This is a genomic window from Candidatus Avoscillospira sp. LCP25S3_F1 (assembly GCF_052117125.1).
GTDB lineage: Bacteria > Bacillota > Clostridia > Oscillospirales > Oscillospiraceae > Avoscillospira_A.
Genome location: NZ_JBQKJT010000005.1, coordinates 196,849 through 213,700 on the forward strand (window position 1 = coordinate 196,849; position 16,852 = coordinate 213,700).

Consider the following 16,852-nt stretch of genomic DNA (forward strand, 5'->3'; position numbering starts at 1 on the left):
ACAGTATATGGATACAGAATTTATGCCCATGTCTTTGACAGGACTTTCGGCCCAGAGCCGGGCTCAGTATGCCAAGGCCAACGCCACGGATTACAGTGAGTTGGAGAAACTGGGTATTACCGTCAAGGATGAGGACGATCAGTTCGGTCTCAACTTTGAAGACTTTTTACAGCTGATGGTCCAGCAGCTCCAGAATCAGACTATGGACAACACGGCGGACACCGGTGAGATGCTGAACCAGATGGTGCAGATGTCCACGGTACAGATGCTTGCCACGGTGCAGGACAGCATGGAGGCTTTGATCAATGCCAGTTCCCTCAGCTATTCGGCGTCCCTGGTGGGAAAGACCGTCACGGTGGGCAAGCTGGATAGTGATGGCAATCTTCAGGAAGTGGTGGGCAAGGTCACCGGTACCGGTACATATCAGGGCGCATTTGTCATTTTCCTGGATGACAACGAAATGTATTATCTCAATGATATCATGGCTGTGGGCACTTTGCCCGATCTGCCTGAGGAACCCGGGGAATCCACAAACCAGACAGATACCACTGTTCCGACGGACCAGACAAATCCCGGCGACGGGGAAACCGATCCGTCTGCCATGAGTCTGCACTGAGGCAGAGCACCACAATTTAGGAGGGAGGCGGTCCCATGATCGACCGTATTGAGCGGCTCACACCGGTCTCGGGACAGAAGTCCGTCTCCGGAAGCCAAAACGGCGACGCCTTTGCATCGGCCCTCCGGCAGGAACTGGAGCGGACCCAACAGCAGACGGTGGCCTTTTCCAAGCACGCCATGGCGCGGGCGGAGGAACGGGGCATCGAGGTGACGCCCCATCTCATCGAACGGCTCAGCGATTCTGTGGCCCGGGCGGAAGCCAAAGGCGCCACCAATATTCTGGCCCTGGACCGGAGCCTGGCCTTTATCATCAACGTTCCCCATGGCCGGGTCATTACTACCATGTCCCAGGATGAGATGAAAGACAGCATATTCACCAATATCGACGGCGCTGTGATCCTGTAACACAGAGGGCAGGACCGTAAGGATGCCCTGGGGCGTGTCCGAATGATACGGCCCCGGCGGCCCGTCGAACGGCAATCAGAGAAGGAGACTAATCACTATGGCTTTGTCAGGTGCAATGAGCACAGGTATTTCCGGCATGAAGGCCCAGATGGATGCCCTGAACGTAGTGGGCAACAACGTGGCCAATGTCAACACCTATGGCTATAAGCCCGGCCGTGTCACCTTCCGTGAGAGCATTTACTCCACGGAAGCCGCTGGTTCCAACGGTAACGATGTCAGCGGCGGCACCAATCCCCGTCAGATTGGCTATGGCTGCAACATTTCTACAATCGATCTGGATATGTCCTCCATAAACCTGGAACCTACCGGCGTCAACGGTGACGTCGCTATCCAGGGCGACGGATTTTTCCTGGTGGGCGAAAAAGGTCTGACCGACCCGGAAAGCATGTATTTGAGCCGCTATGGCGACTTTAAAATCGATGCGGACGGTTATCTCACCGACGGCAGAGGCAATGTTGTCTATGGCTTTATCACCTGCAACATGAATGCGGATGGTACGGCACAGGAAACAACCTCTGGTCTCAATGGTACGGATGTCAGTACCAAACTGGTACCGATTCGGCTCCCGCTGGCAGCAACAGGTGTTGCTGGTGCCGCGGGTGAACCGACGGGTGCACAGCCTGGCGATGCAATTTACCCCGGCGTAAATAACAATGAGCATATTTACGATACGAACCTGAATAACCATTCCTGCATCACCTATGCCAATCTCAGTATCGGCAAAGATGGCAAGATCACCTGCACCAACGGCACCACCAAAGAACCGGTAGTTCTCGGCTATATTGCGCTGGCTACGGTCACCAACCCCAATGGCCTGACCCATATGAGCGATTCCTACTATCAGGCCATGGAAGGCTGCGGCGAGATGTCCATCAGCGCCCCTGGTGGTTCCTTGTCAGATCGATATCTTAACAATGCACCGGATGGCACCACCGGCGAACAGTTGCTTGGCAAGGGCGGCGCTTCGTTGATGCCCGGCTTCCTGGAAGCTTCCGGCACGGACCTGGCCACGGAGTTTGCCAATATGATCATCTACCAGAGAGGCTATCAGGCCAATACCCGTATCATCACCGTTACCGACACCATGCTCGAAGAGCTGGTCAACATCAAACGATAATTTATAGGTTACAGGTACCGGCGGGCTGATGCCCGCCGGTCCAGAGGGGAAAGGGAACGACATGATCGTACTGCAGAAGATGAACGGCGAACGGTTTGTGCTCAACCACAATCAAATCGAGTATATCGAACTGATTCCGGAAAGCAAGATCGTCATGATGAACCGTGATTACTACATCGTAAAGGATACGGTGGAGGAGATTATCCACAAGATCGCGGAATACAATGCAAAAGTGCAGGATATCCGGCGGGAGATTTCGGTTAATGATTTCCGTGTATAAGCGGTCCTGCAGCGTATAAAGAAGGTAGTTGGATATGAATATCGTATATTTAATTGGCCTGCTGTTAGCGATTGTATTTGTGTTGTTTGGTATCATGGTGGACCTCAAGGCAACGCCGCCATTCGATCCTAAGGCACTGGTTCAATTTTTTGATCTGGCCAGTATTCTGATTGTTGTGGGCGGCACCATTGCCGTGGTTGTAGCCTGCTATCCCAAGCAGGTGCGGTCCATGCTCAAGCATTTCCGCATTATGTTGGGCGCTAAGGCGTTTAATCCGGAGAAATATATTGACGAGCTGGTGGAACTGGCACAGATTGCCCGTAAAAACGGCCTGCTGGCCCTGGAAGAGCGGGCCAACGCCCAGCCGGACCCGTTTTTCAAGCAAGCGATCATGCTGATTGTGGATGCCACGGACCCCGACCGGGTCCGCAGCATTCTCACCAATGATATTGAACAGACCTCTGCCCGCCATCAGGAGGTCATTGCCATGTATGAGCGTGGTTCCAACGCTGCTCCGGCGTTTGGTATGATCGGTACCCTGATCGGTCTGATCAAAATGCTTTACGGCCTGGATGACGCAGATATGAGCAGCCTGGGTCCCAACATGGGCGTGGCCCTAATTACGACGTTCTACGGCTCCTTACTGGCCCACGTGGTCTTTAACCCCATTGCCGCCAATCTGACGGCCCGCGACGAAGAGGAAATGGTTTGTCGGGAGATTATTCTGGAGGGTATCATGGCCATTCAGTCCGGCGAGAATCCCAAGTACCTGCGGGAGCGTCTGCTGACCTTTACCAACCAGAATAAGCGCGATGGGGAATCCGGCGGTAAGGGCAAGCGCGGCGGTAAGAGCAGCGAAGAATAAACGCATTGTCTTGACCATATAAGGAGATGGACCCAATGAAACGGAACAAAAAGAGCGGCGGCGGCGGTGCCAACTGGATGGACACCTATGGCGATATGGTGACCTTGCTGCTGTGTTTCTTTGTTATGCTCTACTCCATGTCCAGAATGGATGAAAGCAAATGGATTGCCCTGGTGCAGTCGTTTAATCCCGACTATGCGGTGGATGAGCCGTCGCAGATTGTTGTGGGCGGCGAAATTGCCAATGAGCCGGTGACAGATTTGCCGTCGGGGCTGACCGAGGAACAGGTGGAGGAGGCGTTGGAGACACTGTATCTCTCTATGGCGGAGACAGTCTCTTCCGCTGGCCTTCAGGACATGGTCAGTCTCAGCAAGGGCAGCGGCTATGTATTCATCTCCTTTGACGATACTATATTTTTTGACGGCGACAGTTCTGTGCTCAAGGAGGGCGGCAAGGCCGTTCTTGACCAGATCGCTGTCCCGCTGGCAGAGGCCAGTGAATCCATCAATGAGATCCGCGTTCTGGGTCACACGGCGCAGGCTTCGCCGGACCGGCCCAACTATGTGGATGTGGACCGGTTCCTCTCCTCGGACCGCGCCACCGTGGTGACGATCTATCTCCAGGAGAAGAACATTATTGATCCAGCCCGGCTGGTCAGTGTGGGCTACGGCCAATGGCGGCCGATCACCGGCAATGGAACAGCCGAGGAACGGGCGCAAAACCGCCGGGTGGAACTGATTATCAGCGGTATACAGCCCGACAGTACCGAAGGGGACAGCTTGACGCAGTATTACACCATGCGTGACGAAGGGGCGGTCAACGTCACGGAGGAAACCGCTTCGCAGGCAATTCCTTCGTCCTGAGAGGAACGCAACGCGAACGTGGACCGTTGTCCCGTAGGGAGGTAACAACATGGCAGAGGTTCTGTCGCAGAGCCAAATCGATGCATTGCTGAACGCAGCGCGAAGCGGAGAGATGGATCTATCCGCCTCAGCGGAGAAAAACGACAAAAAATATAGAAAATACGACTTTTACAGCCCGAGAAAGTTTACCAAAGACCGATTGAAAATGCTCAACGGTATCTTTGAAAACTATACGAGGCTCATCAATTCCCGTATCAACGCACAGCTGCACACCACCTGTGAAATGCAGGTGGAATCGGTGGAGGAACAGCGCTACTACGAGTTTTCCAACGGCCTATCCGAGGGAGATGTGTTGGCCTTATCCGATGTGTGTGTGGAGCATCGTACTGAGCCCGATGCACAACCGGTACTGTTCCACTATACCACCACCTTGATGCTCAGTATGATGGACCGCCTGATGGGCGGCGACGGTGACCTGGGCAACAAGATTTCCAGTGGCTATTCCATGACCAATCTGGAACTGAAACTGTATGAGAATATGGTCAAGGATATGATCACGCCGTTGGGCAGCAGCTGGGAGAACTATGTGGATCTGGATTTTCAGTACCGACGGGTGGAGACCAACCCCACTTTGGTACAGCTGATTGGTCTGGACGAGACGGTGGTCATAGTCGGTATCAATATCCGATTTTCCAACTGCGAGGGTCGGCTCAATATCTGCCTGCCGGGCTTGACGCTGACCAACATCTTTACCCAGATTGCGGCGGCCAATCAAACGGGTCGCGGCAGCGGTGAAGACAATCGCCAAGAGATTATGGATATTCTGCGGGATTCAGAGCTGGATGTGGTGGCGGAGCTGGGACGGACCAAGCTGCAGCTACAGGACATCTATTTCCTCCATGCAGGTGATGTGATCGATCTGGGACAGCCCGCGTCGGGCACCATTCAGCTGTATGTGGGCAATGCGCCCTGGTTCAGCGGCAAAATCGGCACACAGAATAAGAATATGGCCGTGAAGATCATGGAGACCTATGACAATCAGGGAAGAAGGGAACAGTAGGGCTATGGAGCAGAACATATTTAGCGCAATGGAATTGGACGCCATTGGCGAGGTCATGAATATCAGCCTGGGATCCTCGGCTACGGCGGTGTCCAATCTGTTGGACCATCGTGTGGATATCACAACGCCGTCGGCGTCGTTGGTGTCGGTGGAAGATTTCTCACTGGGCGCTTTGGAACCGGCTATCGCCGTGGAGATCAAGTATGTGTCCGGTCTGGAAGGCAGCAATATTATGCTGCTAAAGCGCGGCGACGTAAAGGTGATTGTGGATATTCTCATGGGCACGGAAATGTCCGATGAGGAGTTCGAGTTTAATGATCTGACCATCAGCGCCGTCTGCGAGGTCATGAATCAAATGATGGGCGCTTCGTCCACGGCCCTGTCGGATTTTCTGGGGCGGCCCGTTAACATCTCAACGCCGAAGTCCTACACCCTGGATGATTTGCCCACATTCAAGGAGGAGCACTTCAAGGGCGTCAATGGTCCCCTGGTGGTGGTGCGCTTTATGCTGCGCATCGAAAATGTCCTCAACAGTGAATTTGTCAACGTCATGTCCGTGGATTTGGCCCGGGAGCTGCTGAGCGGTTTTGGCATGGACTTCAGCAACATGTCGGAGTCTGCCGCTGCTCCGGCTCCCGCTGCAGAACCTGCTGCAGAACCTGCTGCGGCGCCTGCCCCGGCTCCCGCGTCGGATTCCGGCGGCGTCCTGAGTCAGGAACAGATCGAACGCCTGATGGGCGGCGGCGGCGCGGCGCCTGCGCCTGCATCGGCACCGGCATCGGATTCCGGCGGTGTCCTGAGCCAGGAACAGATCGAACGCCTGATGGGCGGCGGTGGTACTGCAGCTCCGGATCCAGCCTCTGCTCCAGCAGCGGCACCGGCGCCGGCTCCCGCACAGCAGCAGCCAGCCTATCAGCAGCCGGCAGCACCGCAGCCTGCATACCAGCAGCCGGCAGCGCCGCAGCCTGCATACCAGCAGCCGGCAGCGCCGCAGCCTGCATACCAGCAGCCGATGTATCAGCAGCCCATGTACCAGCAGCCGATGTATCAGCAGCCCATGTACCCACAGCAGGAGCCCAAGGTCATCAGTGCCCGCCCCCTGCAGATGGAGCCTTTGGATGTTGCTCAGCAGCTTGGCGAGGAACAGGCCCAGAATCTGGAGCTGATCATGTCGGTGCCGTTGGAGGTATCGGTGGAAATTGGACGCACAAGACGGAAGGTGGAGGACATTCTCACCTTCTCCAAGGGGTCCTTGGTGGTGCTGGACAAACTGGCCGGCGATCAGGTGGACCTGTTTGTCAACGGGCTGTGCGTGGCCCGTGGCGATGTGGTAGTGGTAGACGACAACTTCGGCGTTCGTATCACCGAGGTGCTCCGCCAGCCGGGGCTGCTGAATTTGTCTGCAAATAATCCTCAGAAGAATTGATAAAAAAGGATGGGAATTATGGCCAAGATTATGATTGTTGACGATGCCGCATTTATGCGCAAGGTGATCCGCGACACCCTCTCCAAAAATGGGTATACCGATCTGCACGAAGCGGTGGACGGTGCGGACGCTGTGGAAAAGTACTTTGAGCTGAAGCCGGATCTGGTGCTCATGGACATTACCATGCCCAACATGGATGGCTTGGAGGCATTGAAGGCTATCCGCGCCAAGGACAGCAATGCGAATATAGTAATGTGTTCTGCCATGGGCCAGGAGGCCATGGTTGTGGAGGCCGTGCAGTCCGGTATCAAGGACTTTATCGTCAAGCCGTTTAAGGAGGATCGTCTCATGAAGGCCGTGACCTCCATCGTGGGCAATCCCTGATGGGAGACGAACTGCTGACGCTGCTGGGCGCCGTGGTTACGGTACTCCTGGTGATGGCGCTGGCTTATGGCTGCACCCGTCTGCTGGCGGGACGGCTGCCCGGTACCGTCACTGGCAGCGGTCAGCGGATTCGCATATTGGAAAGGGTCTCTATGGGCAAGGACAGCCATCTGCTGCTGGTAAAGCTGGGAGACACCTATCAGTTTTTGGGCGTGAGCCAGGGAACCGTAACCTGTTTACGGCAGGTGCCGCCGGAAGAGGCAGAGCACTGGGATCAAACTGGTGAAGATACCCGGACGCCCGGTTTTCAGGCGGCACTTCGGCAGGTCCTGGAGCAGAGGAAAAACAAGGGGGGACAGTGAGAAGCTGTGGATGCGTTGATTAATGTGAACGGTGAGCAGGTCCAAACCCTGCAAATCCTCTTACTCACCACGCTCATTACCCTGATGCCCTCCATCCTGGTGATGATGACGTCATTCACCCGGTATGTAATTTCCTTTTCCTTTCTGCGGTCGGCCATGGGCTTGCAGCAGAACCCGCCTAATATGGTCCTCATTGGTATGGCACTCTTTCTCACGTTGTTTACCATGTCGCCGGTCATTGATCAGATTCAGCAGGAGGCGTACACGCCGTATACGCAGGATCAGATCACCCAGGAGGAATTTATCGACCGCGCCCAGGTGCCTTTAAAGGAGTTTATGGCCCGGCAAACGGAGAGCAGCGCCTTGCAGCTGTTTACCGACCTGGCCCATATGGATCAGCCACAGGACCAGGAGGCCGCTGATCTGCCCCTGCGGGTTCTGGTGCCGGCGTTTATGACCAGCGAGTTAAAGCGGGCGTTCCTCATTGGGTTTTATCTGTACATCCCCTTTGTGCTCATTGATGCCGTTGTTGCGACGGCGCTGATGTCCATGGGTATGATTATGCTGCCGCCGGCCATGATCTCCATGCCCTTTAAGCTGTTGCTGTTTCTGGCGCTTAACGGATGGGAATTGTTGTTTTCCACGCTGGTGCAGGGATTCCGATAGCGGAAAGGAGACTGGGTGATTCATGGAAGTGGTAGACATTATGCGCCAGGGCATTGGCGTAATTATAAAAATCAGCGGCCCCATGCTGCTTCTCAGTATGCTGGTGGGTGTATTGGTAGCCATTTTCCAGGCAGTAACCCAAATCCATGAGCAATCCTTGGCGTTTATTCTAAAACTGATTGTGGTAGTGGGGGTGCTACTGGTAGGCGGCAGCTGGATGCTGGAGGTCCTGCTGGACTACACCCGCTATCTGTTCACCTTGATGTGACGGAGGTGGGCCTGTGATCGACTGGAGGCAGCTGTGGCTGCTGGAATGTATTTTCGTGCGGATGACAGGCTTCGTTCTGTTTAATCCCTTGCTGGGCCGGAATAATCTTCCGGGCCTGGTGAAGGCGGGATTTATTCTGGTATTAACCATGGCGGTTTACGGCACCGGGCCGGAGCTGACGGTGGCGGTGCCGGAGCACTATCTGGAATTTTCTGTAATTCTGCTGTTGGAATTGGCCGCAGGCTTTGCTCTCAGCTTTATCATGCGGTTGTTTTTCTCGGTGGTTCAGACCGGTGGCAGTGTCATCGATACCCAGATGGGCCTTACAATGGCCCAAATCTACGATGCCGGCAACCAGAGCAATATGAGCGTTACCGGCTCTCTGCTTAATATTTTGATGGTTTTGATTTTTTTCACGGCCAACGGGCATTATACGCTTTTGCGAATATTGACGTTGTCAGGGGAGCTGCTGCCTTACGGTACGGTTACGCTGAGCCGAGAGCTGGCTACCTATACGGCAGAGATATTTGTGAGCTGTATGCTTTTGTCCATCAAACTGGCGCTGCCGATTTTGGCGGCAGAGCTGCTGGGTGAAATCGGCATGGGCATTTTAATGAAAGCCATTCCGCAGATCAACGCCTTTGTTATCAATATGGAGTTGAAGGTTATCATTGGAATGGGATTGTTGTTTTTCTTTCTCACACCTATTCACGAATTTCTGTTGGGGATCGAACAAGAGATGTTGCAGGAGCTGGAGCATATGCTGCAACATTTGGCGGCGGGTGCCTAGGGAACCGTGACGGACGGCGGAGGAGGTGGTGACAGACCATGGCCGACAGCTCCAAAACTGAAAAAGCCACACCAAAGAAACGACGGGATGAGCGAAAGAAAGGTCATATCGTTTTTAGTAATGACGCTGTTTCTGTCGTGGTGCTGCTGGCTTGCTTCTGGACCATCAAATTGCTGGGTCCCGGTGCGGCGGAAGAGCTGGCGTCATTTTTTCGTCTCTGTATGCAGATGTCTGCGGATTCCGCAGAGCTGCCAGATACCGAATTGGTCATTCGTCTGCTGGTCACGTTTGCAAAAACTGCAGGGCCGCTGCTGGCTGTTTCTGTGGCAGTAGGTTTGGGCGCTACATTTTTCCAGACAAAGTTTTTGGTGTCGGGAGAATCCATTCGCCCCAAGCTTAGCCGTCTGAATCCCATTCAGGGATTTACCCGGCTGTTTTCCCTGCGCAGTATCATTGAGGCCCTCAAGGGCCTGCTGAAAATCCTACTGCTGCTGGTGCTGATTTATCAGTTCATTTCCGGTGCGGTGGGACTGTTTACCAAATATTTAGATACCGACCTGCTAACGGCTTGCGCCCATCTCTTTGACGAGACGTTCCAGATGGTAAACCAAATCCTTCTGGTCTATGTGATTCTGGCCGGCGCCGACGTGTTCTACCAGTGGTGGGACTATGAGCGGCAGATGCGTATGTCCAAGCAGGAAATCAAAGAAGAATACAAACAGATGGAAGGCGATCCCCAGATCAAGGGCAAGATCAAGGAGGCCCAGCGCCGCCGGGCACAGTCCCGGATGATGCAGCAGGTGCCTCAGGCCGATGTGGTCATCCGTAACCCCACCCACTTTGCGGTGGCCCTGCGGTACAACGCCGAACGGGACGATGCGCCCGTCGTTTTGGCCAAGGGTCAGGATGAATTGGCGCTGCGCATTGTCCGTGTCGCCGAAGAGCACCAGATTGCTGTGGTGGAAAACGTTCCCCTGGCGCGTGCCCTCTACGCCTCCACTGAGTTGAATATGCCCATTCCACCGGAACTATACAATGCGGTGGCCGAGGTACTGGTGTACCTCTATCGTATGGACGGCAAGCTGAAAAAAGGCAAGAAAGTAGGAAACTAAGATACCATGAACAAGATTCTCAACAACGCCATATCGCTGATGGTCGTGGTCATCGTATTGTTCCTGGTGATCCCCCTGCCGGCTTTCATGCTGGACGTATTGATCATTGTCAACATCTCCATGTCCATCCTGATTTTGATGATCACCATGAACATCAAGGAGACGCTGGAGTTTTCCATTTTCCCATCGCTGCTGCTGATCACAACGCTATTCCGATTGGGATTGAATGTATCCTCCACCCGATTGATCCTGTCCGAGGGCGGCAATGCCGGTGTGGTCATAAAATCCTTCGGTACACTCATCACCCGCGGCAATATCGTCATCGGCGTGCTGATCTTTCTCATCATCGTCCTGGTGCAGTTCATCGTCATTACGAAAGGCGCCGAACGTGTCTCTGAAGTGGCAGCCCGCTTCACCTTGGACGCCATGCCAGGCAAGCAGATGGCCATTGACGCCGATTTGAGCTCCGGCCTCATTGATGAAAAAGAGGCCCGGCAGCGGCGCTACAAGATTCAGAAGGAAGCTGACTTCTATGGCGCCATGGACGGCGCCACCAAGATCGTCAAGGGCGACGCCATCATGTCCCTGATCATTACGGTCATCAACTTTGTGGCCGGTGCCATCATCGGTATTGTCCAGGGTGGCGGCGACATTGGCACCGTTATCAGCACCTATTCCATTGCCACCATCGGTGACGGCCTGGTTTCCCAGATTCCAGCCCTGATGATCTCCACGGCCACGGGTATGATCGTCACCCGTTCCGTGTCCGACGGCAGCCTCAATACCGATGTCATCGGCCAGTTCAAGGCCCAGCCCAGGGCTATTCTGTCCACCGGTGTCATTCTGCTTTTCCTGGCTGTAATTCCCGGTACGCCTACTGTGCCCCTGATTTTGGTGGGCGGCGGTCTGGGCGCTGGCGGCTTTTTCAGTTCCAGACGGATGGAGCAGCAGAAGCTGATGCCTCCGCCGGAGGAAGCCCCGGCGATGGCGGCGGCCCAGGAGGTGCAGGCCCCCAGCGAAGCCGATTACTTCAAGGACATCAACAATGTCTATTCCCTGCTCAATGTGGAACCCATTGAGATGGAGTTTGGCTACAGCCTGATTCCTCTGGTGGATGAGAGCAGCGGCGGCAAACTCATTAGCCGCATTGTCATCTTCCGCCGCCAGTTTGCGCAGGATATGGGCTTTGTCATCCCCTCCATCCGACTCCACGACGGCGCGGCATTGGGAACCAACCAGTATGTCATCAAGATTCGCGGCGAGGAAGTGGCCTCCGGCGAAATTCTGGTGGACTATTATCTGGCCCTGGAGCCGGCCAACCCCAGCGGTGAAATCGACGGTATTGAAACCGTGGAACCGGCTTACGGTATTCCGTCCCGGTGGATTCTGCCGGAGAACAAGGAGATGGCCGAAATCTATGGCTATACGGTGATTACGCCGCTGACGGTTATGCTGACCCATCTGTCGGAAACCGTCAAGAAGCATGTCCACGAGCTGGTCAACCGTACGGAGACCATGCAGCTGGTGGAAAACCTCAAGAAGACCGAACCCGATCTGGTGGCCGACGCCATCCCCAATATTGTCACCTACGCCAACCTGGAGAAGATTCTCAAGAATCTGCTGCGGGAGGGCATTCCCATCAAGGACCTGAGCGCCATTCTGGAAACCATTGTGGATGTGGGCGCCACCACACGGGATATGGACCTGATTACCGAGCAGGTCCGCAGCGCGTTGAGCCGTACCATTACCCGCAAGTTCTGCGAAAACGGCCAGCTGCGGGTGGTAACATTCGACGCCGAAGTGGAGACGAAGATTCTGTCGGCGCTGACGAAGAACGAACACGGCGTCTATTTGGCGCTGAGTCCCGAAATCATGCAGCAGATCATTGCAGAACTGGGCGAGCTGCGCAAAAAGTTCAACGAATTGTCTCAGACACCCATTGTGCTGACGAGCCAGGTAATCCGCGTTTATGTCAGTCGGATGATTGCCCAGTTCTATCCGGATGTCTACGTGCTATCGTTCAATGAGATCACCAGCAACGTCCAGATTCAGGCCATTGGCAATATCACGTTGCCCACCAAGGAGAAACGTACCGAGAGTAAAGGACGGTAACCGCCATGACGACCATGACAAGATATGACGGCAGTGCCGCCATGGCCACGGACGGTCCCGAAGAGGGACCGGACACCGGCCAGGAAAGCAGCGAGTCTCTGCTGCGGCGGTACAAGGAAACCGGAGACGACGCCCTTAAATGGGAGCTGGTTTTACGGTTTGAGAACCAGATCCGCCGCATCGCCGCCCGGGCTTATGGCATAGGAGTGGGGGGCAATCAGCTGGAAGATGTGGTCCATGAAGGACTGCTGACGCTGCTGGGGGCTGTGGATCGCTTCGACCCGGACAAAGGTGTGAAGCTGGAGACATATGTGACCAAGCGTTTGCGGGGCATGATGATTGATCTGAGCCGCAAAGAGGACTGGCTGCCCCGGCAGCTGCGGCAGAAATTCACCAAGGTCAATCGGGCGGTGGATGAACTGTCCATGGAGCTGGGCCGCACACCCTACAGCTGGGAGGTGGCCCGGCGCTTAAACATGAGTCTCAAGGAGTATGAAAAGACCCTGTCGGAGACGGCGGGCGCCAACTTGATGTCCTTTGAGATGCTGCTGGACGCCTACGGCAGCGTCACAGGCCAGCCGCTGGAGCGGCAGGAACGGCTGGATTCGCCGGAGGTTCACTTCGAGGAGCAGGAGCTCCACAAGGCGTTGATCACAGGCATCGAAAACTTGCGGCCCAACGAACAGTTGGTGCTATCGCTATACTATGAAAAAGAATTGACCATGAAGGAGATCGCCGAGGTGCTGGGCATCAGCGCCCCACGGGTCTCGCAGATTCACAGTCACGCCATTGCGCGGCTGCGGACGCACCTGAAGGAGCAGATGGCGCAGTAGCGCCAGGAGGGAGTGACGGAAATGACAAGAGGATTTTATGATCTGACATCCGGTATGCTGTCCCAAACCCGTCGTCTGGACGTGGTGGGCAACAACATGACCAACCTGACTACGGCAGGCTACAAGCGGGAGACGTATACAGACACCACCTTCCAGGAGGTGCTGCTCAGCCGCACAGGCAATCTTGACAAATCCAATCCCGCCCCAATCGGCCAGGCCAGCTATATGCTGGTGCCCAGTGAGCTGTACATCCACCATGACCAGGGCATTGTGGAGGAGACAGGACTGACGCTGGATTTTGCCATCAACGGTGACGGGTATTTTGCCATTGACACGGCCAACGGGGTGGAGTACACCCGCAACGGCAACTTCTCCCTAGATAATGAGGGATATTTGTATCTGCCCAATCACGGCCGGGTGCTGGGGACGGACCAACAGCCCATCCATCTGGATACCGATTACATAGAGGCCGATGATACCGGCCGAATTTATAACGCCGGTGACAAAACGGCCTATTATGGCCAGATCGGCGTGTTCACCTTTGCCGATCCGCAGCAGCTGGTGAAGAATGAAAGCGGCCTGTTCGGCGCCAACGGTCAGCAGGCGGCGGCTTCCAACGCCCAGGTGGTGTGGAAGAGCCTGGAGAATTCCAATGTGGATATGATCCAGGAGATGAGCCGTATGATGACGGCCCAGCGGGCCTTGCAGGGCGCGGCCACGGTGCTGCAGCTCTATGACGGCGTGCTGACCAAGGCCACCAGCGATGTCGGCAGATTGTAAGGGTTGGAGGTAGTACCATGATTCAAGGGTTTTACAGTGCGGCCATCGGCGCCCAGCAGCAGATGAAAAAGATGGACGTCCAGGCCAACAACATTGCAAATGTCAATACCTACGGCTTTAAGGCCGAACGGGCAGCCTTTGGCGCTCTGATGTACGGTATGGTAGAGGGCACCGAGGGAAATCTGCCCAGAGGCAGCGGCGCGGCGGTGGTGTCCACCGGCACAGATTTCAGCGATGCGGCCATCGAGGAGACCGGACGGAAACAGGACTACGCCATCATTGGAGAAGGATACTTTGGCCTTTACGATCCGGCGACGGAGGAGATTTCCTTTACACGAGACGGTTCCTTTGCACTGGGTTCCTTCCAGCAGCTGGTGGAGGAAGAGGGCGAAGAGCCGTATTATGAGCAGGTGTTCTATCTGACCGACGGCGAGGGACGGCAGGTTCTGGACCGCCAGGGCTACCCCATTGTGGTGGGGGACGGCGGCTATGACGACGTCCAACCCGTAGGCGTCTTCACCATTCAGTATGAGGATGGCTTACAGCATGTGGGCAGCGGCCGGTTTGTGGCCGGCGATAAAAACGGACAGATTTGGATTAGCCAGGCGGAAGTGCGCCAGGGCTATCTGGAGACCTCCAATGCGGATCTGGCCACGGAGCTGGGCAAGGTCATTGAGGCCCAGCGGGCGTACAGCTATGCACTCCGCATGGTGACTACTGCCGACGAGGTGGAGACCACGGTGGTCAATCTGGCCAACTGACAGGATGGTGTGGACGAATGAAGAATTATAATGAACTCAACAGCATGGAGCTGGATACACTCCGGGAAATCGGCAGCATGGGTACCGGTAATGCTGCAACCGCCCTGTCAGGTATGATTGGACGCCGCGTTCGCATTGAGATGCCCGAGGTCCGTATCATGGGCTACAATGAGGCCATCGATTGGATTGGTGGTCCGGAGATCATTACCGCCGGTGTACTGGCCCGTATGGAGGGCGAGATCAACGGCATTATCCTCTGTATTGAGCAGGCAGCCTTTGTAGAGCAGGTTCTGGCCTGCGTCCTGGGGCGGGCTTTCCACAGCTTTGATGAGCTGGAGGAGATGGATATTTCCGCTCTGCGGGAAGTGGGCAACATTATGATCTCCGCCTACACCAATGCCATGTCGGGGCTGACCAATATGAAGATTCGGCCCACGGTTCCGGCCTTTGCGGTGGATATGCAGGGCGCCATTATGGCGGTGCCCATGGCGGAATTTGGCGGTCAGTCGGACTATATTATGGCCATCGGCACCAACTTTATTTTTGATGATGACTGCACGGTACCATGCCGTCTGCTGATGTCGCCGGATGTGCGTTCCCTGAACTTCCTGCTGAGAAAGCTGGGGGTATTGGATGACTAGTAACAAATTGACCATCGGCATTGCCGATATGAAAATGGCCCAGCGGGAGGGAGAATTGATTACATATGCGTTGGGCTCCTGCGTGGGTGTATGTCTCTATGACCCGGTCATTAAACTGGGGGCCCTGGTCCATGTAATGCTGCCCATCAACATGGAAACCGGCCGGACATCGCCGCTGAAATATGCCGATACGGGAATCCGGGAGACACTGCGCCGTATGGAACTCCAGGGCGCCAAGCGCAGCCGCATTGTGGCCAAAATGGCCGGCGGCGCCCGGATGTTTGACACGCCGGGCTGCGGCAGCCTGGGCAACATCGGCCAGCGCAACATTGAGAGCGCCCATATGACCCTCAAGCGGGAGAACATCCGGCTTCTGAAAGAGGACGTGGGCGGCACCGTGGCCAGAACGATGCTGTTCGATGTGGCCACCGGCGTGGGCCGGATTCGCAGCTACAACCGGCCGGAACAGATTCTGTAAATCAAGAATTAAGAGAGCGAGGAAAGCGCCATGGATCAGGGTAAAAACGGCATTTTACTGGAATCGGGAACCAATGAAATTGAGATTATGCAGTTTACCATCGACGGGAATCTGTATGGCATCAACGTGGCCAAGGTGCGGGAGATCATGCTGGCGCAGGAAGTGCGTCCCATGCCCCATTCCCATATGGCCGTGGAGGGCATTTTCAAGCCCAGAGATCAGGTGATCACGGTGGTTGATCTGCCCAAATACCTCAACCAGCGGGAAGAGGAAAAGGGCGAGAAGGACTTATTCATCATCACCAACTTCAATAAGATGTTTATTGCTTTCCGGGTTCATACTGTTGTGGGGATCAGCCGGATTTCCTGGCAGGATATCCAGAAGCCTGACAAGACCGTGTCCGGGGGTCCTGACGGTGTGGCTACCGGTATTGCCCAGTGCGGTCAGCAGCTGGTGACCATTTTGGACTTTGAGCGCATTGTGGCGGAGATCGCTCCGGAGACCACCATTCAGATGAAAGAGGTGGAGGACATGGGCTACCGCAACCGCAGCGATAAGCCCATTTGGATTGCTGAGGATTCCATCCTCCTGTCCCGCATGATTCAGGAGGCGCTGAGCAAGGCTGGCTATGACAATCTGCGGGCGTTCTCCAACGGTGCCGAGCTGTGGGAGCAGGCGCAGAAAATCCGGGATTCCAAGGATTTGTTCAACCAGGTAGCGCTGGTAATCACCGATATTGAGATGCCTCAGATGGACGGCCACCGGCTGACCAAGCTGATGAAAGATGACGCCGTCTTGCAGCGGATTCCTTTGATTATCTTCTCCTCTCTGATCACACCGGAGATGTATATCAAGGGTAAGCAGTTGGGCGCTGACGAGCAGTTGAGTAAGCCGGAAATCGGCCATCTCATCGGCGTTATCGATCATCTGTTGGAAGTCAGCGGCAACGGCATCTAAGGAGGCGTTTCCTA

21 protein-coding genes are annotated in these 16,852 nt (G+C 55.2%); all 21 read left to right on the forward strand.

Annotated features, from left to right (window positions below; all coding sequences use genetic code 11):
* The first annotated feature begins 7 nt into the window (after positions 1-7).
* The gene (locus ACTQ33_RS06305; RefSeq protein WP_441463104.1) at positions 8-616 is read left to right on the forward strand and encodes a flagellar hook capping FlgD N-terminal domain-containing protein; all 609 of its coding nucleotides are present in this window, start codon (positions 8-10) and stop codon (positions 614-616) included.
* Positions 617-651: 35 nt separating this feature from the next.
* Complete coding sequence (locus ACTQ33_RS06310) at positions 652-1,023, forward strand: TIGR02530 family flagellar biosynthesis protein (protein WP_441463106.1); 372 nt, start codon at positions 652-654, stop codon at positions 1,021-1,023.
* 97 nt (positions 1,024-1,120) lie between these two features.
* Positions 1,121-2,200, forward strand: a complete 1,080-nt coding sequence (locus ACTQ33_RS06315) for a flagellar hook-basal body complex protein (RefSeq protein ID WP_441463108.1) — start codon at positions 1,121-1,123, stop codon at positions 2,198-2,200.
* A 61-nt stretch (positions 2,201-2,261) separates the two neighbouring features.
* Positions 2,262-2,480: a flagellar FlbD family protein gene (locus ACTQ33_RS06320; protein ID WP_441463110.1), complete on the forward strand. Its 219-nt coding sequence runs from the start codon at positions 2,262-2,264 to the stop codon at positions 2,478-2,480.
* Between the two features lie 34 nt (positions 2,481-2,514).
* A complete protein-coding gene (locus tag ACTQ33_RS06325) occupies positions 2,515-3,345 on the forward strand; it encodes a motility protein A (RefSeq protein WP_441463112.1) in 831 nt (276 codons plus the stop codon).
* A 35-nt stretch (positions 3,346-3,380) separates the two neighbouring features.
* Positions 3,381-4,208: an OmpA/MotB family protein gene (locus tag ACTQ33_RS06330; RefSeq protein WP_441463114.1), complete on the forward strand. Its 828-nt coding sequence runs from the start codon at positions 3,381-3,383 to the stop codon at positions 4,206-4,208.
* 49 nt (positions 4,209-4,257) lie between these two features.
* Entirely contained in the window at positions 4,258-5,268 is a 1,011-nt protein-coding gene (locus ACTQ33_RS06335; RefSeq protein WP_441463116.1) for a flagellar motor switch protein FliM, read from the forward strand.
* Positions 5,269-5,272: 4 nt separating this feature from the next.
* Complete coding sequence (fliN, locus tag ACTQ33_RS06340; protein WP_441463118.1) at positions 5,273-6,694, forward strand: flagellar motor switch protein FliN; 1,422 nt, start codon at positions 5,273-5,275, stop codon at positions 6,692-6,694.
* An 18-nt stretch (positions 6,695-6,712) separates the two neighbouring features.
* A complete protein-coding gene (locus ACTQ33_RS06345; protein ID WP_441463120.1) occupies positions 6,713-7,078 on the forward strand; it encodes a response regulator in 366 nt (121 codons plus the stop codon).
* Complete coding sequence (locus tag ACTQ33_RS06350) at positions 7,078-7,440, forward strand: FliO/MopB family protein (RefSeq protein WP_441463121.1); 363 nt, start codon at positions 7,078-7,080, stop codon at positions 7,438-7,440. Before ACTQ33_RS06345 ends, ACTQ33_RS06350 begins: the two co-directional genes overlap by 1 nt.
* A gap of 6 nt (positions 7,441-7,446) precedes the next feature.
* Positions 7,447-8,106 (forward strand): flagellar type III secretion system pore protein FliP, encoded by a 660-nt coding sequence (gene fliP, locus ACTQ33_RS06355; RefSeq protein ID WP_441463122.1) that lies wholly within the window; start codon positions 7,447-7,449, stop codon positions 8,104-8,106.
* A 22-nt stretch (positions 8,107-8,128) separates the two neighbouring features.
* On the forward strand, positions 8,129-8,374 hold the full coding sequence (locus tag ACTQ33_RS06360) for a flagellar biosynthetic protein FliQ (RefSeq protein ID WP_441463124.1): 246 nt from the start codon (positions 8,129-8,131) through the stop codon (positions 8,372-8,374).
* Positions 8,375-8,387: 13 nt separating this feature from the next.
* A complete protein-coding gene (locus ACTQ33_RS06365) occupies positions 8,388-9,164 on the forward strand; it encodes a flagellar biosynthetic protein FliR (RefSeq protein ID WP_441463126.1) in 777 nt (258 codons plus the stop codon).
* Positions 9,165-9,202: 38 nt separating this feature from the next.
* The gene (gene flhB, locus ACTQ33_RS06370) at positions 9,203-10,276 is read left to right on the forward strand and encodes a flagellar biosynthesis protein FlhB (protein WP_441463128.1); all 1,074 of its coding nucleotides are present in this window, start codon (positions 9,203-9,205) and stop codon (positions 10,274-10,276) included.
* 6 nt (positions 10,277-10,282) lie between these two features.
* Positions 10,283-12,388, forward strand: coding sequence for a flagellar biosynthesis protein FlhA (flhA, locus tag ACTQ33_RS06375; RefSeq protein ID WP_441463129.1), 2,106 nt, complete (start codon positions 10,283-10,285; stop codon positions 12,386-12,388).
* A gap of 5 nt (positions 12,389-12,393) precedes the next feature.
* Positions 12,394-13,221: a sigma-70 family RNA polymerase sigma factor gene (locus tag ACTQ33_RS06380; RefSeq protein WP_441463131.1), complete on the forward strand. Its 828-nt coding sequence runs from the start codon at positions 12,394-12,396 to the stop codon at positions 13,219-13,221.
* Between the two features lie 21 nt (positions 13,222-13,242).
* The gene (locus tag ACTQ33_RS06385; RefSeq protein WP_441463133.1) at positions 13,243-14,001 is read left to right on the forward strand and encodes a flagellar hook-basal body protein; all 759 of its coding nucleotides are present in this window, start codon (positions 13,243-13,245) and stop codon (positions 13,999-14,001) included.
* A 17-nt stretch (positions 14,002-14,018) separates the two neighbouring features.
* Positions 14,019-14,762, forward strand: coding sequence for a flagellar hook-basal body protein (locus ACTQ33_RS06390; RefSeq protein ID WP_441463135.1), 744 nt, complete (start codon positions 14,019-14,021; stop codon positions 14,760-14,762).
* A 17-nt stretch (positions 14,763-14,779) separates the two neighbouring features.
* The gene (locus tag ACTQ33_RS06395; RefSeq protein ID WP_441463137.1) at positions 14,780-15,403 is read left to right on the forward strand and encodes a chemotaxis protein CheC; all 624 of its coding nucleotides are present in this window, start codon (positions 14,780-14,782) and stop codon (positions 15,401-15,403) included.
* Entirely contained in the window at positions 15,396-15,881 is a 486-nt protein-coding gene (locus tag ACTQ33_RS06400; protein WP_441463138.1) for a chemotaxis protein CheD, read from the forward strand. Before ACTQ33_RS06395 ends, ACTQ33_RS06400 begins: the two co-directional genes overlap by 8 nt.
* 30 nt (positions 15,882-15,911) lie before the next feature.
* Complete coding sequence (locus ACTQ33_RS06405) at positions 15,912-16,838, forward strand: chemotaxis protein (protein ID WP_441463139.1); 927 nt, start codon at positions 15,912-15,914, stop codon at positions 16,836-16,838.
* Positions 16,839-16,852 lie beyond the last annotated feature (14 nt).

Bases quoted from the DNA above. Each gene is read 5' to 3' on its own strand.
- ACTQ33_RS06305 (WP_441463104.1), top strand. From the start codon at position 8: ATGGATACAGAATTTATGCCCATGTCTTTGACAGGACTTTCGGCCCAG.
- ACTQ33_RS06310 (WP_441463106.1), top strand. From the start codon at position 652: ATGATCGACCGTATTGAGCGGCTCACACCGGTCTCGGGACAGAAGTCC.
- ACTQ33_RS06315 (WP_441463108.1), top strand. From the start codon at position 1,121: ATGGCTTTGTCAGGTGCAATGAGCACAGGTATTTCCGGCATGAAGGCC.
- ACTQ33_RS06320 (WP_441463110.1), top strand. From the start codon at position 2,262: ATGATCGTACTGCAGAAGATGAACGGCGAACGGTTTGTGCTCAACCAC.
- ACTQ33_RS06325 (WP_441463112.1), top strand. From the start codon at position 2,515: ATGAATATCGTATATTTAATTGGCCTGCTGTTAGCGATTGTATTTGTG.
- ACTQ33_RS06330 (WP_441463114.1), top strand. From the start codon at position 3,381: ATGAAACGGAACAAAAAGAGCGGCGGCGGCGGTGCCAACTGGATGGAC.
- ACTQ33_RS06335 (WP_441463116.1), top strand. From the start codon at position 4,258: ATGGCAGAGGTTCTGTCGCAGAGCCAAATCGATGCATTGCTGAACGCA.
- fliN (WP_441463118.1), top strand. From the start codon at position 5,273: ATGGAGCAGAACATATTTAGCGCAATGGAATTGGACGCCATTGGCGAG.
- ACTQ33_RS06345 (WP_441463120.1), top strand. From the start codon at position 6,713: ATGGCCAAGATTATGATTGTTGACGATGCCGCATTTATGCGCAAGGTG.
- ACTQ33_RS06350 (WP_441463121.1), top strand. From the start codon at position 7,078: ATGGGAGACGAACTGCTGACGCTGCTGGGCGCCGTGGTTACGGTACTC.
- ACTQ33_RS06360 (WP_441463124.1), top strand. From the start codon at position 8,129: ATGGAAGTGGTAGACATTATGCGCCAGGGCATTGGCGTAATTATAAAA.
- flhB (WP_441463128.1), top strand. From the start codon at position 9,203: ATGGCCGACAGCTCCAAAACTGAAAAAGCCACACCAAAGAAACGACGG.
- flhA (WP_441463129.1), top strand. From the start codon at position 10,283: ATGAACAAGATTCTCAACAACGCCATATCGCTGATGGTCGTGGTCATC.
- ACTQ33_RS06380 (WP_441463131.1), top strand. From the start codon at position 12,394: ATGACGACCATGACAAGATATGACGGCAGTGCCGCCATGGCCACGGAC.
- ACTQ33_RS06385 (WP_441463133.1), top strand. From the start codon at position 13,243: ATGACAAGAGGATTTTATGATCTGACATCCGGTATGCTGTCCCAAACC.
- ACTQ33_RS06390 (WP_441463135.1), top strand. From the start codon at position 14,019: ATGATTCAAGGGTTTTACAGTGCGGCCATCGGCGCCCAGCAGCAGATG.
- ACTQ33_RS06395 (WP_441463137.1), top strand. From the start codon at position 14,780: ATGAAGAATTATAATGAACTCAACAGCATGGAGCTGGATACACTCCGG.
- ACTQ33_RS06400 (WP_441463138.1), top strand. From the start codon at position 15,396: ATGACTAGTAACAAATTGACCATCGGCATTGCCGATATGAAAATGGCC.
- ACTQ33_RS06405 (WP_441463139.1), top strand. From the start codon at position 15,912: ATGGATCAGGGTAAAAACGGCATTTTACTGGAATCGGGAACCAATGAA.